Annotated in this window: 19 protein-coding genes and 1 pseudogene; 8 read left to right on the top strand and 12 right to left on the bottom strand. The window is 64.6% G+C overall.

Annotated elements, in window-relative coordinates:
* The 6 genes from NKJ37_RS03295 to NKJ37_RS03270 all read right to left on the bottom strand — a co-directional run bounded on the left by NKJ37_RS03295 (position 1) and on the right by NKJ37_RS03270 (position 6,795).
* Positions 1-1,470 carry a sugar ABC transporter ATP-binding protein gene (locus NKJ37_RS03295; RefSeq protein WP_352772669.1) on the bottom strand — a complete coding sequence of 490 codons (1,470 nt, stop codon included), beginning with the start codon at positions 1,468-1,470 and terminating at the stop codon, positions 1-3.
* Between the two features lie 49 nt (positions 1,471-1,519).
* Positions 1,520-2,533 carry an ABC transporter substrate-binding protein gene (locus NKJ37_RS03290; protein WP_352772666.1) on the bottom strand — a complete coding sequence of 338 codons (1,014 nt, stop codon included), beginning with the start codon at positions 2,531-2,533 and terminating at the stop codon, positions 1,520-1,522.
* A 90-nt stretch (positions 2,534-2,623) separates the two neighbouring features.
* Positions 2,624-3,514, bottom strand: a complete 891-nt coding sequence (locus NKJ37_RS03285; protein WP_352772663.1) for an SMP-30/gluconolactonase/LRE family protein — start codon at positions 3,512-3,514, stop codon at positions 2,624-2,626.
* Positions 3,515-3,709: 195 nt separating this feature from the next.
* A complete protein-coding gene (locus NKJ37_RS03280) occupies positions 3,710-4,678 on the bottom strand; it encodes a YihY/virulence factor BrkB family protein (protein WP_352772661.1) in 969 nt (322 codons plus the stop codon).
* 114 nt (positions 4,679-4,792) lie between these two features.
* Positions 4,793-5,515: a response regulator transcription factor gene (locus NKJ37_RS03275; protein ID WP_127318792.1), complete on the bottom strand. Its 723-nt coding sequence runs from the start codon at positions 5,513-5,515 to the stop codon at positions 4,793-4,795.
* The gene (locus NKJ37_RS03270; RefSeq protein WP_352612966.1) at positions 5,515-6,795 is read right to left on the bottom strand and encodes a sensor histidine kinase; all 1,281 of its coding nucleotides are present in this window, start codon (positions 6,793-6,795) and stop codon (positions 5,515-5,517) included. Before NKJ37_RS03270 ends, NKJ37_RS03275 begins: the two co-directional genes overlap by 1 nt.
* Positions 6,796-7,196: 401 nt before the next feature.
* On the opposite strand from NKJ37_RS03270, the pseudogene NKJ37_RS03265 reads away from it, so the two are divergent.
* The 8 genes and pseudogenes from NKJ37_RS03265 (at position 7,197) to NKJ37_RS03230 (ending at position 16,884) form a co-directional block, all read left to right on the top strand.
* Positions 7,197-9,616 (top strand): annotated as a pseudogene (locus NKJ37_RS03265) (glucan 1,4-alpha-glucosidase).
* A gap of 64 nt (positions 9,617-9,680) precedes the next feature.
* Positions 9,681-10,694, top strand: coding sequence for a phosphogluconate dehydrogenase (NAD(+)-dependent, decarboxylating) (gene gnd / locus NKJ37_RS03260; protein WP_352612968.1), 1,014 nt, complete (start codon positions 9,681-9,683; stop codon positions 10,692-10,694).
* A 22-nt stretch (positions 10,695-10,716) separates the two neighbouring features.
* Positions 10,717-12,093, top strand: a complete 1,377-nt coding sequence (gene zwf / locus NKJ37_RS03255) for a glucose-6-phosphate dehydrogenase (protein ID WP_127318786.1) — start codon at positions 10,717-10,719, stop codon at positions 12,091-12,093.
* 12 nt (positions 12,094-12,105) lie between these two features.
* Entirely contained in the window at positions 12,106-12,825 is a 720-nt protein-coding gene (locus NKJ37_RS03250) for an ROK family protein (protein ID WP_352772657.1), read from the top strand.
* A 214-nt stretch (positions 12,826-13,039) separates the two neighbouring features.
* Positions 13,040-13,501, top strand: a complete 462-nt coding sequence (locus tag NKJ37_RS03245) for a Ros/MucR family transcriptional regulator (RefSeq protein WP_127270031.1) — start codon at positions 13,040-13,042, stop codon at positions 13,499-13,501.
* Positions 13,502-13,621: 120 nt separating this feature from the next.
* Complete coding sequence (locus tag NKJ37_RS03240) at positions 13,622-14,722, top strand: aminotransferase class I/II-fold pyridoxal phosphate-dependent enzyme (protein ID WP_352772654.1); 1,101 nt, start codon at positions 13,622-13,624, stop codon at positions 14,720-14,722.
* A 563-nt stretch (positions 14,723-15,285) separates the two neighbouring features.
* On the top strand, positions 15,286-16,524 hold the full coding sequence (locus NKJ37_RS03235) for an MFS transporter (RefSeq protein WP_128308838.1): 1,239 nt from the start codon (positions 15,286-15,288) through the stop codon (positions 16,522-16,524).
* Between the two features lie 54 nt (positions 16,525-16,578).
* Positions 16,579-16,884 (top strand): NIPSNAP family protein, encoded by a 306-nt coding sequence (locus NKJ37_RS03230; RefSeq protein ID WP_352772651.1) that lies wholly within the window; start codon positions 16,579-16,581, stop codon positions 16,882-16,884.
* A gap of 101 nt (positions 16,885-16,985) precedes the next feature.
* On the opposite strand, the gene NKJ37_RS03225 is transcribed toward NKJ37_RS03230, so the two are convergent.
* The 6 genes from NKJ37_RS03225 to hemC all read right to left on the bottom strand — a co-directional run bounded on the left by NKJ37_RS03225 (position 16,986) and on the right by hemC (position 23,096).
* Entirely contained in the window at positions 16,986-17,699 is a 714-nt protein-coding gene (locus NKJ37_RS03225; RefSeq protein WP_127330237.1) for a glutamine amidotransferase, read from the bottom strand.
* A 15-nt stretch (positions 17,700-17,714) separates the two neighbouring features.
* Positions 17,715-18,194: a tellurite resistance TerB family protein gene (locus tag NKJ37_RS03220; protein WP_127268697.1), complete on the bottom strand. Its 480-nt coding sequence runs from the start codon at positions 18,192-18,194 to the stop codon at positions 17,715-17,717.
* A 35-nt stretch (positions 18,195-18,229) separates the two neighbouring features.
* Positions 18,230-19,834 (bottom strand): heme biosynthesis protein HemY, encoded by a 1,605-nt coding sequence (locus tag NKJ37_RS03215; RefSeq protein ID WP_352772649.1) that lies wholly within the window; start codon positions 19,832-19,834, stop codon positions 18,230-18,232.
* A 10-nt stretch (positions 19,835-19,844) separates the two neighbouring features.
* Complete coding sequence (locus tag NKJ37_RS03210) at positions 19,845-21,341, bottom strand: COG4223 family protein (protein WP_352772647.1); 1,497 nt, start codon at positions 21,339-21,341, stop codon at positions 19,845-19,847.
* A 110-nt stretch (positions 21,342-21,451) separates the two neighbouring features.
* On the bottom strand, positions 21,452-22,168 hold the full coding sequence (locus tag NKJ37_RS03205; RefSeq protein WP_352772645.1) for a uroporphyrinogen-III synthase: 717 nt from the start codon (positions 22,166-22,168) through the stop codon (positions 21,452-21,454).
* Between the two features lies 1 nt (position 22,169).
* Positions 22,170-23,096 (bottom strand): hydroxymethylbilane synthase, encoded by a 927-nt coding sequence (hemC, locus tag NKJ37_RS03200; protein WP_352772643.1) that lies wholly within the window; start codon positions 23,094-23,096, stop codon positions 22,170-22,172.
* Positions 23,097-23,165: the final 69 nt, after the last annotated feature.

The raw sequence follows: 23,165 nt of genomic DNA, 5'->3' as shown, positions 1-23,165 counted from the left end.
TCAGGCCGCATCGCCGAAGGAGGACTGGATGATCTTCTCTTCGGTCAACTCGTCGCGGCGCAGATTGGCGACGATGCGGCCGTTCTTGAAGACATAGATGTGGTCGCAATTGTCGAGCTCTTCGGTTTCCGTGGTGTACCAGAGGAAGGTGCGGCCTCGGGCGGCCTCTTCGCGCACGAGGTCGTAGACCTCCAGCTTGGTGCCGATGTCGACGCCGCGCATCGGGTCGTCCATCAGCACGATCTGCGCGTCCGAGCCGAGCGCACGCGCAAACAGCGCCTTCTGCTGGTTGCCGCCCGACAGTGAAAAGATGTTGTTGTTCATATCCGGCGTGCGGATGCCGATCTTCTTTTGCCAGAATGCAGCAAGCTCCGCCTCGCGCTGCGGCGAGATCAACAGCCCGCTGCGCAGCCGCGCCAGCGAGCGGATGCCGATATTCTCAGCAATCGACCATTGCGGGAAAATGCCGTCCGACTGACGGTCGCCGGCGACCAGCGCCACAGGTGCCGTCACCTCGATGCCGGTTCGGGCCCGCGACGCCGCAGCGAAGATCGCCAGCAGCAGGTCAGTCTGGCCGTGGCCAGCCAGCCCGGCAAGGCCGATGATCTCCCCGGCACAGGCGACAAGGTCGGTGCCGTCCTTCTGCGCAGCGGGCCGCGCCCGAACCCGCAGCGGACTGGCGGCGGGCTTGGCAGCCGCGATTTGCGCCGCAATCTTCTGGCGCGCTTCCGCGCCGCCCATCGCCGTCACCAGCCGGTCGCGGTTGAAGGCGCTGGCGGCGTCGGCGACAACCACCTTGCCGTCGCGCATCACCACGATGCGGTCGGCGTTGCGCAGCACCTCGCCCAGCACATGCGAGATCAGGATGCAGCTTTTACCGCCGGCAACGAAGCGGCGCACGAAGGCCAGCAATTGGCCCGCCGTATGCGCGTCGAGCGACGAGGTCGGCTCGTCGAGGATGACGAGGTCGAGCCGGTCCTGAGTGGCGGTGAAGGCGCGCGCCACCTCGACCATCTGGCGCCGGCCGATCGACAGGTCGCCGACGATGTCCGCCGCCGAAATGCTGTGGCCCGGAAAGATCTCGTCGAGCTTGGCGGCGATCAACTCGGCCGCCTTGCGCCGCCAGCCAAATCCGCGCAGCGAAGCGTGGTTGATGCGCGTGTTCTCGGCGACGCTGAGATTGGGGCACAGCGACAGTTCCTGGAACACGCAGCGTATGCCGAGCTGCTGCGCGCGCGACACCGAGTAGTTGTCCTCGGTGTCGCCATGCACGCCGATCTGCCCGCTGTCGGGCACCAGCGTGCCCGCCACCATGTGCATCAGCGTCGATTTGCCGGCGCCATTATGGCCGACGAGACCAACGCACTCGCCGGGGCCGACGTGAAAATCGACGCCGCCCAGTGCGCGAACGGCGCCGAAATGCTTTTCGGCGCCGTTCAGTCTGATGATGTCAGCGTTCCCTTCAGGCATGCTCAACGATATCCGCTCGATGATCCGGAGGGCAACGCTTGTTCAAGGCTCACTTGATGTTGGCTTTGATGGCCGCGATCGCGTCTTCCTGCGTGTATTCGTGGCTGGCGACGCCGCCCTTGGGGATCTTCGGCAGCTCGGCCTCGAAATCGTCCTGTGTGAAGGCCAGGTACGGCACCAGCAGATCGTGCGGAATGTCGGTGCGGCCGTCGAGCACCTGCTGCGCCACCCAGAAGGCCAGGGACGACACGCCGGGCGCGATCGAGGCCGACCAGGTCTGGTAGCCGTCCTTGTCCTTCTGTTCCTTCCACCACTGCAGCTCGTCCTGGCGGTTGCCCATGATGATGGTCGGACGCGGCTTGCCGGCGGCGGCGAAGGCCTGGGCCGCACCGTAACCGTCACCGCCCTGGTCGACGACGCCGACGATGTCGGGCAGCGACGGCAGGATGGTCGCCACCGCCTTTTGCGCCGTCGTCTGGTCCCAGTCGCCGGTCACCGAACCGACGATCTTGAACTCGGGATGGGCGGCGACGCCTTCGAGGATGCCGGCATGGATGGCATCGTCGATCGAGGTCCCGGCAAGCCCACGGATTTCCAGAAGATTGCCGCCCTTGGGCTGGAACTTGGCCATCTGCTCGATTTCCTGCTTGCCCATGTCCTTGAAGTCGACGACGACACGGTAGGCGCAAGGTTCGGTCACGGTGCCGTCGAAGGAGACGACGACGATGCCGGCATCGCAAGCCTGTTTGATGGCGCCGTTGAGCGCATCCGGCGAGGCGGCGTTGATGACGATCGCGTCATAGCCCTGCAGGATCAGGTTCTGCACCTGTGCTGCCTGCGTCGGCACCTCCTTGTCGGCGGTGGTGAAGATGTCGGCCGCGCCGACGATCTTGTCGCCGACCGCCTTCTTGGTGACGATGCCATAGCTGTCGAGCATCGCCTGCCGCCAGGAATTGCCGGCATAATTGTTGGAAAAAGCGATCTTCTTGCCACTGGTGTCGGCCAGCGCCGTGCCCGAGGCGAGCATTGCGGCCAGAGCGCCCAGAACGAACAGTTTCTTCATGTCGTTATCCTCCCAGATGTGTTGACTGCTGCATTCCCACCGGCTTTGACCCCGGCCTCAACTCTGATTTGAGCACGGATTGTCGCGAGCTCAAAACAGTCTCAATCCCGGCACGCGCACCCTGAGCCGGTACAGCGACGTCGACGCGGTGATGTAGAGGCTTTGCAAATCGTCGTCGCCGAAGGTGAAATTCGCGCAATCTTCGGGCGTCCGGATGACGCCAAGAATGGCGCCCGACGCGTCGAAAATGTGGATGCCGCCGGGACCGGTGCAGTAAAGGTTGCCGCGGCTGTCGATCTTCATGCCGTCGGGCGCTCCCGGCCCCTCGCCCTCGGTCACTGCCCACACCGCGCCGCCATTGAGGTCGCCATTGGCTTCGACGCCGAACACCCTGATGTGCCCGCGTTCGGTGTCGTTGATGAACAGCCGCGACTCGTCGAGCGAAAAGCACAGCCCGTTTGGCTGCCCGAAATCGTCGGCCAGCAATGTCAGCCGGGCGCCGTCGCCATCGATGCGGTAGACGCCCTGGAACGGCAGGTCCTGTGGCCGTGGCACGCCATAGAATTCCCTCCGGCCATAGCCCGGATCGGTGAAGTAGATCGATCCGCCGGTGGCAACGACGATGTCGTTCGGGCTGTTGAGCTGCTTGCCCTGATGATGCGTGGCAAGCACGGTCACGCTGCCGTTGGGCTCGGAGCGGGTCACGCGGCTCGTCGCATGCTCGCAGGTGACCAGCCGCCCCTGGCGGTCCAGCGTGTTGCCATTGGCCTTGTGGCTCGGCGCGCGGAACAGCTCGATCTCGCCCTCGGCATTGCGGCGATACATCCGGCTTTCCGGAATGTCGGAGAAGACGAGCCATTTTTCGTAAGGGTGCCAGACCGGCCCTTCGAGGAAGCCGAAGCCGCTCGCCAGCGTCTCAATGGTCGCATCGCCGACGACGTCGTCGAAACCGGAATGGCGCGCACGCGCCGACACCGACATCATCGGCTCCCGGCGCGAACAGCCGTGCTACTCCGCATGGTGACGAATGGCATGAGCGCTTCCCGATACAGTCTTCTTGTTGGAGTAGAGCGTAGGCGCGGTACCGACGAGTCGATACGGGTCAAAGCGCACGGCCGCCTGTTGCTTTTGCCACTCCGCCGGGGCGATAGACGCTAAGGTAGACGGCCCGTCAGATCAGGGCCGGCGAACACGCCGCAAAAGCGCGGTCAGGGTTGCGCTCGCGCAAGCTACGGCCACAAGCACGACCACGCCGGCAGCGTTGGATTTTTGCCCTGCGCGAAATGGGTCTTGCTGCGTGGGTTGAGGGCTGTGAACCAAGGTGTTCAGATCGGACCGGCTGCCGTGCCGAACGGAATAGGCCCGCGTGAACTCGGCACCGAGAAGGAAAATTTCCGACGAGTAGTAAACCCAGAGCAGTATGACGAGCAGTCCGCCGGCGGCGCCATACGAAGACGCAATCGCGCTGGTGCCGATATACCAGCCGATAAGCGATTTCCCCAGTGTGAACAGGGCCGCGGTCCCGACAGCGCCAATTGCCACATCGCGCCATTCCAGGGTTCGATCGGGTAAAACCTTGTAGATGGCGGCAAACATCACGGAGATAAGCGCAAACGAAACGACGCCATTGATCCCGCTGAGTATGATCGTTCCGAACGGCAGATGGGCGTTGATGAAAGCGCCCAGTGCCGAAATCGCGGCGCTTGCGATGAGAGAGACCAGCAACAGGAACCCGAGCGCGGCCACCAACCCCAGACTGGCGGCCCGTGCCCGCACCAGACGCGACAGGGAATTGCCTTGCGGTTCGATCTTCCAGATTGTGTTCAACGACTGCTGCATTTCGCCGAAGACACCAGACGCGGCCACCAGCAAGGTGACCAGCCCTATGATCGCGGCCCAGGTGCCGTATAGGCTGCCGGATGCACTTTCCAAGGCAGTCTTGAGGAGATCGGCGCTTTCCGGTCCCATCAGCCCTGATATCTGCGCGGACAAGGCCAATTGTGCGGCATCGTGACCGAAGACGAGACCAGCGATCGCAACCACGATCAGCAAGATCGGCGCCAGCGAGGTGGTGGCATAGAAAGCCATCGCCGCACCATGACTAAGCGCATTATCGTTGATGAAGCCGACTATGCTTTCACGCACCAGGTGCCATGAATCTGTGATTGAGGGTCGCACTTCGGGTCCGCAGGCATCGAGTTGGCGTTCACTAGCAATGCGCCGGACCTTCGGAAGTTCCGGGGCGTGGCCGCCGCTGTTTCAGTGCTCCGCCAGCCAGGCATCGAGCCGGTCCTGTTCGCGGCGCAGTGCGTCGATGTTGATCAGGCCACGCGCCATGGCGAGATAGATCGCCCGCGTCCGCGAGTTGAACACGGAAGCATCGCCGGCGCCGTCCTCCGCCGGCACGATGCCGAGCTTGTCGTAGCAGTGCTTGATGCGGCTCTGCGCACCACGGATCGACAGGCCGCGCCGCGCCGCGATCGCCCGGTCGGTCAGGCCGAGCGCGATGTCGATAAGGCTCTCATATTCGCCGTCGGTGATGCCCTCGAACTTGTCCTGCACGCGGTGCTGGATGCCGCGGATCTCGCGGTCGATGATGCAGTGGCCTTCGCGGAAAACCCCGCGCAGGGCGGACCGCATGCCCTCCTCCGTCGCCGATTTGAGCACATAGCCGTAGACCGAGCCGGGCGGCACGATGCGCGCCACGCCGCGCACATAGGCTTCGTCGGCGAAATTCGACCAGAACAGGATGTGCGTGCCGGCGCGGCGGTTCCAGATCGCCTTGGCAACTTCGATTCCCGTCGCCTTCGGCATCTGCAAATCGAGCACGACATGCAGTGGCTCGCGTTCGGCCGCCAGGTTGATGGCGTCCTCGCCGTCACTCGCTTCGATGACCTCGACGTCGCCGGGCCACAACTGCTCCACCGTTCGCCGCGCGAAGCTACGGTGCAGCCCGTCATTCTCGGCTATCATCACAAGCATCACATGGCCTCCGATACGGCGAGCTCGCCAGGAACCGCTGCAGCCGCCGCCAGGTCTCGCGACGGCTGGCGGTCGATCTCGACGACGACACGGGTGCCGCCGTTCTTGCGGCCGGCCTGGCCGATACGCAGCCGCGCCCCGATAAGGGCTGCCCGCGTGTGCATATGGCCGATGCCGCCATACGCGGCCGGATCAACAGCGCCGCAGCCCTGGCCGTCATCCGTCACGATCACCCGCAGCACGCTCGCGGTCGACGCCAGCAGCACGTCGATGCGGTGCGGCGCGGCATGGCGCACGGCATTGTTGATCGCTTCCTGCACGATCCGGTAGAGCGCGGTCCGCACTGGCTCGGACAGGCTGTCGGCGCCACCGTCGCTGGTGTCGGCGATGCGCACGGCGATCGGCGGCTTGGCCCTGGCGACGCTGCGGTTGAGATGCGCCTCGACCGCGTCGCGCAGGCCGAACAGTTCGAGCACACTCGGCCGCATGTCGTCGACGATGTGGCGCAGTTCCGTCAGGCAGCCGGCGACCTCCTTTTCGAGATCGGCAAGCTGTGCCGCCCGCGCCACGCCCTGGCCGCGAAGCGCCGAAAGCTGGCGCGCGATGCGGGCGAGATCGGCAAGCGTCTGGTCATGCAGGTCCATGGCCATGCGCCGGCGTTCGCGCTCCATGCCTTCGGTCAATTGCGAGGCGCCGACGCGCAGCAGCTCGACGCGGTTGCGCGCCTCGCTCTCGGCCAGCATGGCGCGGCGCGCCTCCTCAGTCTGGATCAGCGCGAAGATGTAGGGCGCGATCAGGTCGGCGCATTGCTGGGCGACCGCGACATCGGCAAGCGTGTAGCAGTCGACCTCGTGCCGGCTGATGTTGAGCGCGCCGATGATGCCGCCCCGCGCCCTGAGCGGCACGACGATGCGGCTGCGCAGCCTGGCGGCGAAGATCGGGCCGTCGATAGCGGTGGCGAAATGGAACCGCTCGTCGCTCAACGCGTCGTCGGCGAGCAGATAGGGGACTTCGCCCCACAGCACCGAGCGGATCGGGCTGACTTCGGTCGGCAGCGGATGCTGGGCAAGCTCGCTCCAGCTGGTGTGGAAGCCGGCTTCGTAACAGGCGTGCCGGCGCCCGTCATGCGACAGCACCGCCAGATCCATGTGGTCGTGCGGAATGAGCGAGCCGATCTCGATGGCGGTCGCGCGGAACGCCGTGCCGGGATCGATATGGCCGGCAAGCGCCCGCGATATCGCCAGCAGCCGGTCGATCAGGACCAGGGACACTTCCGCCATTGTTTTCACGATCCTCCCGTGCCGCGAAATAGTGGACGCATGCCGCCGCCGCTGTCAACGACGGCGCCGTTGGCCATAGGGCCCCGCACTCAGCTTGACAAAAGAGCTGACGACAGCTCGGCGGTGTCGGCAGCCTTGTGGCGGTATAGGAATTTTTTCTTGACTGCGTGCCCTCAGCTATGGTACATTTTTGTCCATGGTGCTGATTTGCGCCAGTGACCCGCCGCACAGGCGGGTTTTTCGTTTGATGCTTCGTCAGCTACGCGCGGGCGAAGGCTCCGAAGAAACCCGTCAGCCCGAGTTCGTTGCCCTGCCTTTGGCCCGCCCGATCAACTTGCGGTGCAATGATTGTAAAGGGTTCGCGTCCTGGTCTAGGGAGGAGGCCAGGAGACCGAAACAGAATGCCAGTGACGCAAAACGTTGCTCCGGGCGCCCCGGGAATCCCGGCGCGCTGGACATCAAGCGCCAAGAGTGGCGTCGGAACGTCGCTTTCGCCGGCCGGCCGGATCTGGTTCACGATCAGCCACGGCATCCTCAACGAAGTCTACTATCCGCGCGTCGACAGCGCCTGCACCCGCGACCTCGGCTTGATCGTCACCGGCCCCGGCGGCTATTTTTCGGAAGAGAAACGCGATGCCGTGCATACGATCGAACCGTTCGAGGACGGCGTGCCCGCCTACCGGCTGGTCAACACGGCGAATGACGGCGCCTGGCGGATCGAAAAGCGCATCCTCGCCGACCCGGAGCGCCCGGCGCTGCTGCAGGAAATCACCTTCACGGCGCTGAAAGGGATGCCCGGTGACTACCGCGTCTACGCGCTTCTGGCGCCGCATCTGGTCAATGCCGGCATGGGCAACACCGCCTGGGTCGGCGAGCACGAAGGAAAGCCCGTGCTGTTCGCCTCGGGGCGCGGCTCTTGCCTGGCGCTGGCCTCGTCGCTGCCCTGGAAGACCGGTTCGGCCGGCTATGTCGGCTTTTCCGACGGCTGGCAGCAACTCCACAACATCGGAGAACTCGATCCGGCTTGCCAGCGGGCCGAGGACGGCAATGTCGCGCTGACGGGCGAGATCGGCTTTTCCGCCACAGAGACCAAGGCCTTGCTGGCGCTTGGGTTTGGCGCGACATCAGACGAGGCCGCGGAACATGCTTTCGCCAGCCTGAAGCAGGGTTTTGAACCCGCGGCGAAATCCTACCTCCAGAACTGGCGCCAATGGCAGACTGGCCTGCTGCCGCTAGATCGACACACGGCATCATCGGGTATCAACAGCTATCGCACCAGCACCGCGGTACTGGCGATGCACCGGTCGATCGCGACACCGGGCGCCGCGGTCGCCAGCCTGTCGATCCCGTGGGGCTTCAACAAGGGTGACGACGACCTCGGCGGCTACCATCTGGTCTGGCCACGCGATCTGGTCGAGACGGCGGGCGGCTTTCTTGCTGCCGGCGATGCTGCCTCGGCCCTGCAAATCCTCGATTACCTCAGCTCCATCCAGCAGCCGGACGGCCATTGGCCGCAGAACGCCTGGCTCGACGGATCGGCCTATTGGCCCGGCATCCAGATGGACGAATGCGCCTTTCCGCTGCTGCTGGCCGATGCTTTGCGCCGCGCCGGCCATTTGCCGCGCGCCAGGCTCATGACCTTCCTGCCAATGATCGAGCGCGCCGCCGGCTATGTCGTGCGCAACGGACCCGTCACCGGCGAGGACCGCTGGGAAGAGGATGCCGGCTACAGCCCGTTCACGCTCGCCGTCGAAATCGCCGCACTGCTTGCCGCGGCAGACCTGCTCGACGCCTGCGGCAAGACAGACGCCGCGACCTATCTGCGCGAGACATCAGACGTCTGGAACGACCAGGTCGAGCGCTGGACCTACGTCACCGGCACGGCGATCTGCAGTCAAGTCGGCGTCGAAGGCTACTATGTCCGCATAGCACCACCCGACAGTGCCGAGGCCGGTTCGCCGAAGGACGGCTATGTCCCGATCAAGAACCGGCCGCCCGGCGACACGGATCGGCCCGCCAAGGAGATCGTCAGCCCGGATGCACTGGCACTTGTCCGTTTCGGTCTGCGGCGGCCGACGATCCGCGCATGACAGACACGGTTAAGGTCATCGACGCGCAATTGCGCTGCGATCTGCCGCAAGGGCCGCTCTGGTACCGCTACAACGGCGATGGCTATGGCGAGCACGAAGACGGCGCACCCTTCGATGGCACCGGCCAGGGTCGCCCCTGGCCGCTGCTGGCCGGCGAACGCGCCCACTATGAGCTGGCGGCTGGACACGAGGAAAAGGCAGCCAGCCTGCTGGCAGCGCTGGAAGGCTCGGCCGGACCGGGCGGCCTGTTGCCGGAGCAGGTCTGGGACGGCGCCGATCTGCCGGAACGCGAACTGCTGCATGGCCGCCCCTCGGGCAGCGCCATGCCGCTGGTCTGGGCGCATTCGGAGCATATCAAGCTGCTGCGCTCGCTGCGCGACGGCGCGGTCTTCGACATGCCGCCGCAAGGCGTCAAGCGCTATATCGAGGACAAGACCGTATCCCCGTTCAGAACCTGGCGGTTCAACAACAAGATCCGCACGGTCCCAGCCGGCAAGACGTTGCGCGTCGAAGTGTTGGACCCGGCTACAGTCCACTGGAGCACCGACAACTGGGCGACCGCCCATGACAGCCAGACGGTAGAGAACGCCTTCGGCATCCATCTTGCCGATCTGCCCGCGGCAAGCCTCCCCGAGGGAAGCACGCTGACCTTCACTTTTCTCTGGCCCGGGACCGGCGATTGGGAGAATGTCGACTTCTCCGTCATATCGGGCGACCAAGATGGCCAGTAGATCATAGCCAGTAGACCTTCCCCCGATAAACCCCGCAAATCTCCAAGCAAACAGGGACGAAACCATGCAGATCGGAATGATGGGACTGGGCCGGATGGGCGCCAACATGGTCCGCCGCCTGATGCGCGACGGCCACGAATGCGTCGTCTACGACATCAACCCGGCCAGCGTCGCGGCTCTGGTGACCGACGGCGCGCTGGGGGCGGCTTCAATGGAAGAATTCGTCGGCAAGCTCGCCAAGCCGCGCTGCGTGTGGCTGATGCTGCCGGCAGCCATCACCGGCAGGATCATCGACCAGGTGGCGGCCCTGATGGAGCCCGGCGACATCGTTATCGACGGCGGCAATTCCTACTATCACGACGCCGTCGACCAGGCCGCGAAACTGGCCGGCAAGGGTATCCATCTTGTCGATGTCGGCACCAGCGGCGGGGTCTGGGGCCTGGAGCGCGGCTATTGCCTGATGATCGGCGGTCCCGATGTGGCGGTGCAATACCTCGATTCGGTCTTCGCCACGCTGGCGCCGGGCGCCGATGCCGGCTCCAATCCGCCTGCGGATGCCGGCACCGCGCCCTTCGGCTATCTGCATTGCGGACCGAGCGGCGCCGGCCACTTCGTCAAGATGGTGCACAACGGCATCGAATATGGCGTCATGGCCGCCTATGCCGAAGGCATGAACATCCTGAAGTCGGCCAATGCCGGCAAGCGGCAACGGACGGCGGACGCCGAGACCAGTCCGCTGGAAAACCCGCAATACTACCAGTTCGACATCGACCTTCCCCAGGTGGCCGAGGTCTGGCGGCATGGCAGCGTTATCGGCTCCTGGCTGCTCGACCTGACGGCCGGCGCCTTGAAAAGCGATCCGGGCCTGGTGAATTTCGGCGGCCGCGTCTCGGATTCCGGCGAAGGCCGCTGGACCCTGAAGGCGGCTATCGACACCGGCGTGCCGGCTCCGGTGCTGTCCTCGGCGCTGTTCGACCGCTTCTCCTCGCAGGGCGAATCCGAATTCGCCGACAAGCTGCTCTCCGCCATGCGCTATGCCTTTGGCGGCCATGTCGAGAAGCCGAAGGCCGGCAAGTGACGACACGGGGAAAGACACGCGCATGAGCCAGGAACGATCCGACACGCTGGTGCTCTTCGGGGCAACCGGCGACCTCGCCCACAAGAAGATATTTCCAGCCCTTTACCAGATGGTCGCCAAGGGCACGCTCACCGAACCGGTGATCGGCGTCGCCTTCGATGCCTGGGACCTCAAGCAGTTGCAGGCGCGCGCCCGTGACGGCATCGTCAATGCGCTCGGCAAGATCGACGAGAAAGCGTTCGCCAAATTCGCCTCGCTGCTGCGCTACGTCAGCGGTGACTACCGCGATGGAGCGACGTTCGAGAAACTGAAGAGCGCGCTCGGCACCGCACAGCGGCCGCTGCACTACATGGCGGTGCCGCCGACCATGTTCGAGACCGTCGTCCAGGGGCTGGAGCAATCAGGCACGGCGCATGGCGCGCGGCTGATGGTGGAAAAGCCCTTCGGTCACGATCTGCAATCGGCGCGCTGGCTGAACCGGGTCCTGCATCTGGTGTTCGACGAACAGTCGATCTTCCGCATCGACCATTACCTGGGCAAGGAAGCGATCCAGAACCTGCTCTATTTCCGCTTCGCCAATTCGCTGCTCGAGCCGATCTGGAACCGCAACTACGTCGAGAGCGTGCAGATCACCATGGCCGAGGATTTCGGCGTCGAGGGACGTGGCCGTTTCTATGACGATGTAGGCTGCATCAGGGACGTCATCGAGAACCATCTGCTCAACATCCTGTTGCTGCTTGCCATGGAGCCGCCTGTCGGCCGCTCCGCCGACGACCTGATCGATGAGAAGGTGCAAGTGCTGCGCGCGATCAGGACGCTGACCAAAGACGATGTCGTGCGTGGCCAGTTCACCGGCTATCTCGCCGAACCGGGCGTGGCGCCGAACTCGCCGGTCGAGACCTTCGCGGCGGTGCGTTTCTTCGTCGACACCTGGCGCTGGCAGGACGTGCCGTTCTTCATCCGCGCCGGCAAGAACATGCCGGTGCATGTCACCGAAGTGGTGGTGCGGCTGAAGCGGCCGCCGCTCGATGTCTTCGACCCGATCAAGCCCGCCGACCAGAACTACGTCCGCTTCCGCATCGACCCACAGGTGGTGATCGCCATCGGCGCACAGCGCAAGGCGCCGGGCGACGACATGATCGGCGAGCAGGTCGAACTGACGGCGCTCGACGATTCGAAGGGCGACATGCCGCCCTATGAGCGCTTGATCGGCGACGCCATGAACGGCAACGGGCAGTTGTTCACCCGCCAGGACGCCAGCGAACTGGCCTGGCGCATCGTCGGCCCGGTGCTTGGCGACACCACGCCGCCGCACCTCTACGAGCCGCTCACATGGGGACCCGCGGACGTCATGGCCGGGTTCGGGCCGCCCAATGGCTGGATCGATCCGGTGAAGTGAGAGGACCACACGATGGCCAAGGCGGTGAAGCAACCAGCATCGGGCACCGGAAAGCCGGACACTGAAAAAATCGTGCTCACGATCGACATCGGCGGCTCGCACGTCAAGATCCTCACCAGCGCCGGCGGCGAGGAGCGCCGCGCCGACTCCGGACCGGACCTGACGCCGCAGCAGATGATCGACGTGGTCAACAAGCTCGCCCAAGGCCTGTCCTACGACGTCGTCTCGATGGGCTATCCCGGCCCGGTCAATCACAACAGGCCGCTCGCCGACCCCGCCAATCTCGGCAAGGGCTGGGCTGGATTCGACTTTGCGGGCGCGTTCGGCAAACCGGTGAAAGTGGTCAATGATGCGCTGATGCAAGCCATCGGCAGCTACGAGGGCGGGCGCATGCTGTTCCTCGGGCTCGGCACCGGTCTCGGTGCGGCGATGATTGCCGACAACGTCGCCCAACCGATGGAACTCGCGCATTTGCCCTACAAGAAGGGCAGGAGTTTCGAGGATTATGTCGGCGAACGCGGCCTGGAAAAGCGCGGCAAGAAGAAATGGCGCAAATACGTCTTCGACGTCGTCGACCGGCTCCGTGCCGCCATGCAGCCGGACTATGTCGTGATTGGCGGCGGCAACGTCGACAAGCTCGATGAATTGCCCGCCGACTCCAGGCGCGGCGACAACACACGCGCCTTCGAAGGCGGGTTTCGTTTGTGGCGCGACAAAGCGCTGATAGTCTGATACTGTTATTGTTTAATATAGTTGTTCAAAATAACGTGTGACCTGACATCAAGTCGTTGCAATACGCAGATTTGCCGACTAGGAATTCCGCGCTACACCAACGCCATTCGTCCGTGGACGCACGAAGGACGCCATAGCATTTTGATTTCGCGCATGATCCTTTCCGGAAGTCGAATCCGATTTTCAGGTCATTCGCTGTAGACGGAGAAATAGAGTGACCGACGATAGCAACAGTGCCCGTAAAGACATCGATCTGCTCGAGCTGACCGCTCACATCGTGTCCGCTTACGTCGAGAAGAACCGCTTGCCCGCCTCCGGCCTGGCCGACCTCATCGCCAGCGTCAGCGCCTCGATAAACGCGCTCGGCAAGCCTGCGGTCCCGGTGGCTGCCCCCCTGGTCCCGGCGGTCAACCCCAAGAAGTCGGTGACACCCGATTTCATCATCTGCCTCGAAGACGGCAAGAAGTTCAAATCGCTGAAGCGTCACCTGGGCGTGCATTTCGGCCTGACACCGGACGCCTATCGCGCCAAATGGGGCTTGCCGTCGGACTATCCGATGGTCGCTCCCAACTACGCGGCCTCGCGTTCGCTGCTGGCGAAATCCATCGGCCTCGGCCGCAAGGCTGCCCCCGTGAAGGCACCCGCCAAGGGCAGGAAGGCCAAGGCCTCGGCCTGAACATTCAGTCCTGAGCCAACAGTTAGGACGACTGGAACAGAAGCCTGCCGGCGAATTCGCCTTGGCAGGCTTCCTATTTTTATGGCTTGGATGGGCCGGACAAGGTCTTTGGGGGAAGCCATGAACTACACCAGGATGGTGATCGAGAAAGAAGCGCCGGAAGAATACGGCTACGACCGTATCCGCTACAATCTTTCGGAAAGTTCGATCGCCGATCAGAAGCTCTCCGACATCGGCCTTTCGCTGCCTGATCTCACGCTTTTCTATGGCGAGCATCGCGGCGACAAGCAGTTGCGTGCCCTGATCTCGGCGCAGGATGCCGGCATTTCACCGGATGATGTCCTGGTCACTGCCGGTGCCGCGGGCGCGCTGTTCATAATCTCGACCTCGCTCTTGTCGGCCAACGACCATCTCGTCGTCATCAGGCCCAACTACGCCACCAACATCGAAACCCCAAGGGCGATCGGCTGCGCCATCAGCTTTGTCGACCTGGCCTTCGAGGAAGGCTTCGCCATCGATGTCGAACGCGTCAAGGCGGCGCTGCGGCCGGACACGAAGCTGATCAGCGTCACCTGCCCGCACAACCCGACCGGCACGATGATGAGCCGAACCGAGCTCGATGCGCTGGTGGCGCTTGCCGAAAGCAGCAACTGCCGTCTGCTGGTCGACGAGACCTATCGCGACCTTTCCTACGGCCGGCGGCTGCCGACGGCTGCCTCACTGAGCCCGAAGGCGATCAGCGTCTCGTCATTGTCCAAGGCCTTCGGCATTCCCGGCATCCGCATCGGCTGGCTGATCACCCGGGACGCTGAGCTTCAAGAGAAATTCCTCGCCGCCAAGGAGCAGATCGGCATCTGCGGCAGCGTTATCGACGAAGGCATTGCCCGCGGCATGCTCGAGCGCCGCGACGCCTTCCTGGCGACGTTGCTGCCCGAAATGGCGGGGCGCCGCGACATCGTCCAGGCCTGGATCGATCGCGAACCGCTGGTCGACTGGATCAGGCCCGAAGGTGGCGTCGTCGGCTTCCCGCGCCTCAATGTCGAACCCGGCTTCGACCTCGACCGGTTCTATGCGGACCTGCTGGAAAACCACGGCACCTATGTCGGACCCGGCCACTGGTTCGAGATGGAAAAACGCTTCTTCCGCGTCGGCTTCGGCTGGCCGACGGAAGCCGAATTGCGTGGCGGCCTCGACGCCATTTCCGTCGCGCTGCGGCAGTAAGTTTCCCGTGCCAGCGACCGGTTGATGCTACTGCGTCACAGCGACCGTTCATAGTGGCCAGCGTCTGCGCCGCCCCTCACCTGCCTGCCGGCATCCTCTCCCCGTATAGTGACGGGGGGAGGGGTGCTGTCATCGGCGATTTCGCCAATCTCCAGCGTTGCGGGAGAAATGCCGGCGTCGCCGCCCGCCCCTCTCTCCCCGTCACTATAGGATGTCCGGCAGGACAGTGAGGGGCAGCGCCAACGTCAACGATTGCTCCGTTCGGCCAGAAACTCAAGACGCAGTAGCGCTAATGCATCTCGCTCAAAAGTCGCGACGCGCTTTAGGCTGAAAATTCCTTGATCCAGCACTGATTTTGACGCATATCCGCTGCAAACTGAGCTAAAAGTTCCGCCAGCCGGACCAGCGCCCATCGTGGAAGTGCCCCGCCATCGCATCGGCCCGAAAATCGGTTTCGATTTTCGGAAAGCACGATGCGAAAACTAACAAGTGTTGGAGCGTACTTTGTGCGTCCAATTGGACGCACGTCGCTCCAATGCCATTGCAACGGGGCCTCTTAAATCATGACAGCAGAACAGATATCGCCGGACCAGCGCTATGCCGCGTTCCGCCACCGCTCCTTCCTGAGCTATTGGGCGGCGCGTTTCCTCACCACATTCGCCACCATGATCGTGTCCGTCGCGGTCGGCTGGCAGATGTACGATTTGACCCGCGACCCGCTCGATCTCGGCCTGGTCGGCATCGTCCAGTTCCTGCCGTCGCTGCTTCTGGTGCTGGTCACCGGCGTCGTCGCTGATCGCTTCGGCCGCCGCCTGATCATGGCGCTGGCGGTCGTGGTGGAGGCGATGTGCGCGCTGGCGCTGCTGTTCCTGACGCTGCGCGGCATCAGCGGGCCGCTGCCGATCTTCTGCGTGCTTGCCATGTTCGGCGTCGCCCGCGCCTTTTTCGGTCCGGCCTCCGCCTCGCTGTTCGCCAATCTGGTGCCGCCTCAGGATTTCGCCAACGCCATCGCCTGGAATTCATCGGCCTGGCAGACGGCGACCATCGTCGGCCCGGTCGCCGGCGGCCTGCTCTACGGCGTGTCGCCGGAAGCGGCCTACGGAACCGCCGCCGTCCTGATGCTCGTGTCCGGGCTGCTGATCTTCACCATCCCGAAGCCGTCGCAGCGCACCGAGTCGGAAAAGCCGACGATGCAGCACCTGCTCGGCGGGTTCAGCTACATCTGGAGCGAGAAGATCGTGCTCGGCGCCATCTCGCTCGATCTGTTCGCCGTGCTCCTGTCCGGCGCCTCGGCGCTGCTGCCGGTCTATGCACGCGACATCCTCCAGCTCGGCCCCTGGGGCCTCGGCCTGCTGCGCTCGGCGCCCAGCATCGGCGCCATTTGCGTCGCCATCTGGCTGGCCGGGCATCCGCTTCGCAACCACGCGGGCATGATCATGCTGGTCGCCGCCGCCTCGTTCGGCGCCTTCACCGTGCTGTTCGGCCTTTCCACCATCACCTGGCTGTCGATCGTGGCGCTGGTCTTCCTTGGCGCCACCGATATGTTCAGCGTCTACATCAGGGAAACGCTAATTCAGCTGTGGACGCCCGACGAGGTGCGCGGCCGCGTCAACGCCGTCAACCAGGTCTTTGTCGGCGCCTCCAACGAGGTCGGCGAATTCCGCGCCGGCACGATGGCCGCGCTGATCGGCACGGTGCCGGCCGTGGTGATCGGCGGCATCGGCGCCATCGCCGTAGCGGGCCTGTGGATGGTGCTGTTCCCGCAACTGCGCAAGGTGCGCCATCTCGACGGACGCAACTGATCTTCCTCCAGTTGACAAGCCAAAATGCCCCGCCCCCATGCTACAGGAGCTCTCATGATCACTTGCTACCTGAAATACATCGACCCCTACAAGCTTGCCGAGTTCGAAGATTATGGCCGTCGCTGGATAGCTCTGGTCAACCGCCTCGGCGGAAACCATCACGGCTATTTCCTTCCGAGCGAGGGGGCGAGCAATATCGCTTTTGCCATGTTCAGCTTTCCGAGCCTCGCCGACTACGAGGACTATCGCAAGCGTATGGCTGCCGACCCGGAATGCCAGGAAGTGTTTGAAATGGAAAAACGCAATCGCAGCATTCTCAGCTACGAGCGCAGCTTCCTGCGGCCTGTGCTCGAACCTTAAAGCGCGTCGCGTCGAAACAGATTCACGCGCCGCGCTTTAGGTCTTGTTTTATGCATGTCGTTTTCCCAAAACCGGAGTCACTTTTGGGCAACATGCATTAGCTACCTGCTCGGCTTGCCGAAAATCATCCGCAAAAACTCGTCCAGCCAACGCTTGAGATGCATGTCCCAGATCAGCCGGCCGCCGAGATGATCGCGGCCGGGCTGCGCACCGGGCAATTCGAAGCGATGCGCGCCGCGCACCACCCAGCGCTGCATCATCACCCTCGTCAGTTCGCCATGGAACTGGATGCCCCAGGCATTGTCGCCGTAGCGAAAGGCCTGGTTGGGATAGGTCTCGGCCGTCGCCAGCAGCGTCGCGTCCCTGGGCAGCGAAAAACCCTCGCGGTGAAACTGATAGACCATCTCCGGCCAGTGCATCAGTTGCTTGCCGGCTTCGGTCGCTTTCAGGGGATACCAGCCAACCTCGACCAGCCCTTCACCGTGTCCTTCGACCTTGCCGCCGAGATAGTTGACCAGCATCTGTGCGCCGAGACAGATGCCGAGACATGGCCGGTTCTCCCTCAGCGGTATTTCCAGCCAGTTGGTCTCGCGGCGAACGAACTCGTCCTCGTCATTGGCGCTCATCGGGCCGCCGAACACCACCGTGCCGGCGTGGTCGTCCAGTGTTTCGGGCAAGGCGTCGCCAAGCGGCGGCCGGCGGATATCGAGGTCGAACCCTTCTTCCAGCAACATGTGGCCGACACGCCCCGGGCTCGAACTCTCCTGATGCAGCACGATCAGTATCTTTGGCTTCGAACTCGTTTGGCGCGGCATGGGAAGGCGAAGATCCTATTCGTCGCTCGATGTTCCGGTGGCGCCGGGCGCGTGCGCCGCTGCCTTGCGGCGCGCCTCGACGCGATCATGGCGTTCGACGCCGATCAGCTCGGCGACGCGCCAGACGGTGTTGTCCTCGAGCTCGTGCAACTCGCCGTCGGCATAGACGATTTCCCACATCAGGCCGATGAAGGCCTTGCGCGCATCGGCATCGAGATGCCGCTTCAGGACACTGGTGAAGGCATAGAGATCGATCGCCTCATTGTCGGCCCGCTCGCCGGCGGCGGCAAGCGCCTCAAGTTCCGTGCCGCTGATCGAATAGCTCTCCGCCAGCACCGCCTTGAATCGTTCCCACTCGACATCCTGGCGCACGCCATCGGCATTCATCACATGGTAGAGCAGCGCCGAGGCTGCGATGCGCGGATCGTCCGTGCTGGCACGAGTGCCGGCGCCGGCCGGCAAATCCCTGAGAAACGACAGAACGCGTTCAAACATAGATCCATACCCTAACGGCCTGACGGCTGCCCAATTTAAAACAATCGAAACCGGCGCGGCGATTTTTCCGCTTCCTCGTCCGGATCGACGCCGGGATCGTCCGGCAACCGCGCAAGCTCCTCGGCCGGATCGACGCCCTCGGCATCGCCCGGCACCGCGGCGAAGGCCGCTGCCGTGATCGGCCTGACATGATCTTCTTCGCGACTTTCAGCTTGCTTGCCCGCCGACGTCTCGCCACCGGCGTCATCGATCACCTCGATCGGCCTTTTTTCGCTCGTCGGCTTTGCCAATGCTTCGATGACCGGCGCCGCACCGGCTGGCACGTCATCATGGCTGTCGATCAACTGGCCGAGACGCTCCATCGGCGCACGCCACTCGAAGGCGTCGAGCCGGCCGGTGATCGGCGACACCGGCGCCCAGCGTTCCGCTACCACGCCGTCTGCGACCCAGGCCGGATCGCGCGGCGCCCGCACCGCCCGGGACAGCAGCTGCCGCACCTTGCCCTGATCGCCGGTCTCGGCCTCCTCGATGTCTGCGAGCAGCAGATAGGCGCCCTCGCGGCGGTCCATCCGGATCGCCGCCTCGGCCTCGCGGCGGGCGGTCGAGAAATCCTGCGCGTCGAGCGCGGCGCGCGCCACCGTCATCGACGATTCGGCGTGGTTCTTCTTCATTTCCTGCAGCTTCTTCGCCCGGTTGAGGCGGTCGAGCACGGCATCGCCCGGCCTTGCATGGGTATAGAGCTCGGCGACCTCCGGATGCGGCTCGGCCTTCCAGGCCGCCTCGAGTATCTTCGAGCCCTTGCGCACATCGTTCTGCTTGAACAATGCGGCCGCGGCGGCAACGGCGGCGGGCGCGAAGTCCGGCCGCAGCTTGTTGGCCTCGATCGCCGCCGTCCTGGCGGCGGCGGGATCGCTGTCGGCAAGCGCCTGCGCCTTGGCGGTCAACAGCACGGCGCGGCGGCGGTTGGCGGCATCGCGTTCGATCTGCCGTATCGATTTCTGCGCGTCGACCAGTTTCAGGGCGCCGTCCCAGTCGCCGCGCGCGGTCAGCTCTTCCAGCGTCGATTCCGCCGCCCAGGCCAGCTGCGGCGCCATCACCGCGGCACGGCCGGCATAATGCCTGGCGGCGTTGCGGTCGCCGAGCCGTTCGGCTTCCAGATAAAGCCCGCGCAAACCCAGCAGCCGCATCTCGGGATCGTCGAGCATGCTCTCGAACTTCTGCCGTGCGCCTTCATGATCGCCTTCGAGCAGCGACGCCTGCGCTTCCAGCAGGTGGATCAGCGGCTCCTGGTCGGAACGGATCAGCTTGGCGGCTTCCTTGGTCTTCTTGCGGGCCAGCGCGCCATCACCGGCGCCGGCGGCAATCATTCCGGTCGACAGCGCCTGATAGCCACGGTCGCGGCGGCGGACACGGAAATAGCGCGAGATGGTGTAGGGGCTGTTCCACAGCGACTTGAGCAGCCACCACAGGATCATCACCGCGGCGACCACGGCAACGACGGCCACCGCCGCCACCATCAGGCTGACCTGGTATTGATAGCCGTTGAAAGTGACGATCATGTCGCCCGGCCGGTCGGCCAGCCAGGCAAAGCCCAGCCCGAGCGCGAAAACGACGATGAGGAAGGCGAGCAGGCGGATCATTGTGTTGCCCTCATGCCTTCATCGCGCCCGAGATCAGCGCATCAACCTGGGTTTCGACCTCGATGCGTGCCTTCAGCTTGCCGGCAAAGTCCGCGCCAGCGGCCTTGGCGGCCTCGGGCAGCGTTTCATACTCGCTGAGCGCCTTGGCGTAGTCGCCCTTGTTGACCGCCGCCTCCAGGCGCGCGACGGTTTCCGGTGCGCCGGCGCCTTCGACGGCGCCGATCGGCCTGACCTTGACCAGCGATTCGGCGCTCGACATCAGATTCTGCAGGAAGCCGGCATTCTCATCGACGGGCGTCGCGGCTGTGACCATGGCATTGGCGGCAGCATCAACCTGCGATGCGATCTCGGCGCGGGTCGGAACGCCCTTTTCAGCATAGGGGCGCAGTGCCGCAAGCTGGGGCGCATCGGGCGAAATCGCAGCGAGGGTTTCGAGTTCGGCCGAAAACGGCCCGCCACGCTCAAGCGCCGCCTTCAAGGCCGACGCCGCGATGGCAAGCGCGATCTTCGGCTGTCCCGCCGCCGCCTCGACCTTGCCGGACAGCTGCGACACAGACTGCTCCAGCGCTGTCAGCCGGCCCTCCTGCGCCGTCGTAGCCTCGCCGGCCGACTTCACCAGCGCGTCGAGGCCTGCCAGTTTCTCGTTGAGCGGACCGAGATCGACCGGTGCCGAGCTGCCGGCCTTGCCGAGCGCGGCGACCGCCGTCTCGATCTGCGCGACCTTGTCGCCCAGTGCGGCGACCCCGGCCGCGTCGCCTGCTCCACCTTTCTCGACAGCCGATTTCAGCGCCGCCACATCGGCCTTGACCTGTTCAAGGCCCGAGGACAGGCCGACCATCTTCGCCGCTCCATCGCCGTTGCCGCCGGCGTCCTTCAAACCGGCGATTTCGGTCTTCAGCGAGGCGATGTCGCTGTTGACGCCATCGAGCGAGACGCCGGCGCCCGAACCCGGCGCGCCGAGCAGGCCGGCAAATTGCAGCCCGCCGGCGCCGACCAGCGCGATGACGCCGCCGATGATGCCGGCGGCGACGCCGTTGAGGCCGCCGCGCTTTTCAAGGGGTGGCGCCATTTTCTCGTCCCGTGTCTCGGGTTTCGCCTTGTTGCCGTCGGTCTGCGTGCGCTTCGCCGATGCGTCCTCGAAACTGTAGTCGTAGGCTTTGGTCTTGCCGGCCGGCGCATCGGACGATCCGGGCTCGTCGGACGATCCGGGATAGGGGATCTCGGCCTCGCTAGCGGGCTTTGTCGCCGCTGCCGACGGCTGCTCCGGTTCGGCCCGGGCGTCGGTATGCTCCCAGGGCTCGAGATCGGTCTGGTCGGCGTGAACCGGCTCTTCGGGAACTTCGGGCTGCGAAGCGTTCGCTGCTTCCTCGGCCTTCGCCTCGTCTGTCCGGGCCTCCTGCCTGGCGGCATCCTCGTCGGCGATGCGTGAGACGGCGCCCGGCTCGAGATCGATGGTCACCGGCTCGCGGCGGCTTTTCGAGTGTCGCATCTTCGGCGTCTTGACCATGCCTGGGCTCCGCACAATTCGCTTCGTCTCAACGCCTGGCGGCGCATGATGGTTCAGAAAGGGTCTAGCACATCACCAAGCGGTGAAAAGGGGCGGTGTGATGACGCGGCTCAGCGCGGCGCCTGCAAAAGCGCCAGCAGCACATCCTCGTCGGGCTGCGCGGCAATGCGGATTCTTTCGCTGGCGACACCGTCGAAGGCTGCCGCGATGCGAGTGGAAAGCGCAAAAACCCATGTTTTTTCGAAGAGACCGCGCAGAGCGGGCCGTCTTGCCAAGGTCTGCATCGCCGCCGCCGCCTTGGCTGAATAGAGCAACACCGCGTCGGCAGGTTGCCCCGACAGGCGTTCGAGGATGACTTCGTCCGAATACCCCATTGTCAGCGTGTCATAAGTCTCGACGGCGTGGACCCGAACGCCCGCCGTCCCGAGCCTCTGTTCGAACGCCGGAAAACGCACGCGTCCGCAGAGGTAGACAATCGTCTTTCCAGAAAAATCGGCGGCGAGACTGTCGGCCAGCGCCTCCGCATCGCCCGGGCCTTCACTGACCGACAAAAACCCCGCTCGACGCGCCGCTTGCGCCGTCCTTTTGCCGACCGCATGGCAAGGCAAGGCGGCGAGCGTCGCGATGATTTCTTCCGGCGCATGACGCATGGCATTGGCGCTGGTGACGGCCACCGCGACGGCATTGTCCGGGATCAGTCCGGCGGCGACGGGCAACGCCTTTGTTTCGGTCAGGGGCAAAAGAACCGGCTGAAAACCTGCCTCCTCAAGCCGATGCGCCGTGCGCGAAGCACCTGGTTCCGGCCTGGTCACCAGGACGCGAAGCATTTCAGAGCCAGCCGTCGAAGAACTTTTCGCCGGCCTTGGCGCGCACGCTCCGGGCCGCTTCACCGCCGATGCGGGCGGCGTCTTGCGCCGGCCCCTGCAGCTCGACCGTGTGCGACTGCGTGCCGTCGGGCGAGATGATCAGCCCGGCAAAAGACAGTTTTCCGGCCTCGATCGCCGCATAGCCGGCGATCGGTGTGCGGCAGGAGCCATCGAGCGCCGCCAGGAAGGCACGCTCGCAGGCCAGCGCCTGGCCGGTCGGTACATCATGGACGGCTGCCAGCATTTTTTCGACATCGCGGTCGCCGATACGGGTTTCGATACCGATCGCACCTTGGCCCGGCGCCGGCGGGAAGACATCGAGCGGTATCAGATCGGTGACGACATGCTCGAGCCCAAGCCGCTTCAGCCCGGCATAGGCCAGGATCGTGCCGGCGGCGACGCCTTCTTCGAGCTTGCGCAGCCGCGTCTGCACATTGCCGCGGAACATCACCACGTCGAGATCCGGCCGCATCCGGCGGATCAGCGCTTGCCGCCGCAGCGACGACGAGCCGACTTTCGCCCCGCGCGGCAGTTCGGCGATCGTCTTCGCCGCCTTGCCGACAAAGGCGTCGCGTGCATCCTCGCGCGGCAGGAAGGCCGAGAGTTCGAGACCGTCGGGCAGTTGCGTCGGCATGTCCTTCGACGAATGCACGGCGATGTCGATCCGGCCCGCCAGCAGCGCCTCCTCGATCTCCTTGGTGAACAGGCCCTTGCCGCCGGCTTCCGACAGCGGCCGGTCCTGGATGCGGTCGCCGCTGGTCGAGATGACGACCACCTCGAACGCCTCCGCCGGCATGCCATGCGCGGCCATCAGCCGCGCCTGCGCTTGATGCGCCTGTGCCAGCGCCAGCGGGCTGCCGCGTGTTCCGATTCTCAAGATTGTTTGCATGGCGCGCAGTCCGTGATAACCCCCGGCAAGCGAGGCTTTTCCGGGGTTCTCCTAACGGGGAAAGCCCCA

Source organism: Mesorhizobium sp. M0140 (genome assembly GCF_040322475.1).
Taxonomy (GTDB): domain Bacteria; phylum Pseudomonadota; class Alphaproteobacteria; order Rhizobiales; family Rhizobiaceae; genus Mesorhizobium.
This window is presented reverse-complemented; position numbering and strand designations above follow the sequence as displayed.

What these genes read in the sequence shown, in the direction of transcription:
- NKJ37_RS03295 (WP_352772669.1), bottom strand. Translation starts at nt 1,470, where the DNA reads ATGCCTGAAGGGAACGCTGACATCATCAGACTGAACGGCGCCGAAAAG.
- NKJ37_RS03215 (WP_352772649.1), bottom strand. Translation starts at nt 19,834, where the DNA reads ATGATCCGCCTGCTCGCCTTCCTCATCGTCGTTTTCGCGCTCGGGCTG.
- NKJ37_RS03240 (WP_352772654.1), top strand. Translation starts at nt 13,622, where the DNA reads ATGAACTACACCAGGATGGTGATCGAGAAAGAAGCGCCGGAAGAATAC.
- NKJ37_RS03230 (WP_352772651.1), top strand. Translation starts at nt 16,579, where the DNA reads ATGATCACTTGCTACCTGAAATACATCGACCCCTACAAGCTTGCCGAG.
- NKJ37_RS03235 (WP_128308838.1), top strand. Translation starts at nt 15,286, where the DNA reads ATGACAGCAGAACAGATATCGCCGGACCAGCGCTATGCCGCGTTCCGC.
- NKJ37_RS03210 (WP_352772647.1), bottom strand. Translation starts at nt 21,341, where the DNA reads ATGGTCAAGACGCCGAAGATGCGACACTCGAAAAGCCGCCGCGAGCCG.
- zwf (WP_127318786.1), top strand. Translation starts at nt 10,717, where the DNA reads ATGAGCCAGGAACGATCCGACACGCTGGTGCTCTTCGGGGCAACCGGC.
- hemC (WP_352772643.1), bottom strand. Translation starts at nt 23,096, where the DNA reads ATGCAAACAATCTTGAGAATCGGAACACGCGGCAGCCCGCTGGCGCTG.
- NKJ37_RS03250 (WP_352772657.1), top strand. Translation starts at nt 12,106, where the DNA reads ATGGCCAAGGCGGTGAAGCAACCAGCATCGGGCACCGGAAAGCCGGAC.
- NKJ37_RS03275 (WP_127318792.1), bottom strand. Translation starts at nt 5,515, where the DNA reads ATGCTTGTGATGATAGCCGAGAATGACGGGCTGCACCGTAGCTTCGCG.
- gnd (WP_352612968.1), top strand. Translation starts at nt 9,681, where the DNA reads ATGCAGATCGGAATGATGGGACTGGGCCGGATGGGCGCCAACATGGTC.
- NKJ37_RS03285 (WP_352772663.1), bottom strand. Translation starts at nt 3,514, where the DNA reads ATGTCGGTGTCGGCGCGTGCGCGCCATTCCGGTTTCGACGACGTCGTC.
- NKJ37_RS03290 (WP_352772666.1), bottom strand. Translation starts at nt 2,533, where the DNA reads ATGAAGAAACTGTTCGTTCTGGGCGCTCTGGCCGCAATGCTCGCCTCG.
- NKJ37_RS03270 (WP_352612966.1), bottom strand. Translation starts at nt 6,795, where the DNA reads ATGGCGGAAGTGTCCCTGGTCCTGATCGACCGGCTGCTGGCGATATCG.
- NKJ37_RS03225 (WP_127330237.1), bottom strand. Translation starts at nt 17,699, where the DNA reads ATGCCGCGCCAAACGAGTTCGAAGCCAAAGATACTGATCGTGCTGCAT.
- NKJ37_RS03205 (WP_352772645.1), bottom strand. Translation starts at nt 22,168, where the DNA reads ATGCTTCGCGTCCTGGTGACCAGGCCGGAACCAGGTGCTTCGCGCACG.
- NKJ37_RS03220 (WP_127268697.1), bottom strand. Translation starts at nt 18,194, where the DNA reads ATGTTTGAACGCGTTCTGTCGTTTCTCAGGGATTTGCCGGCCGGCGCC.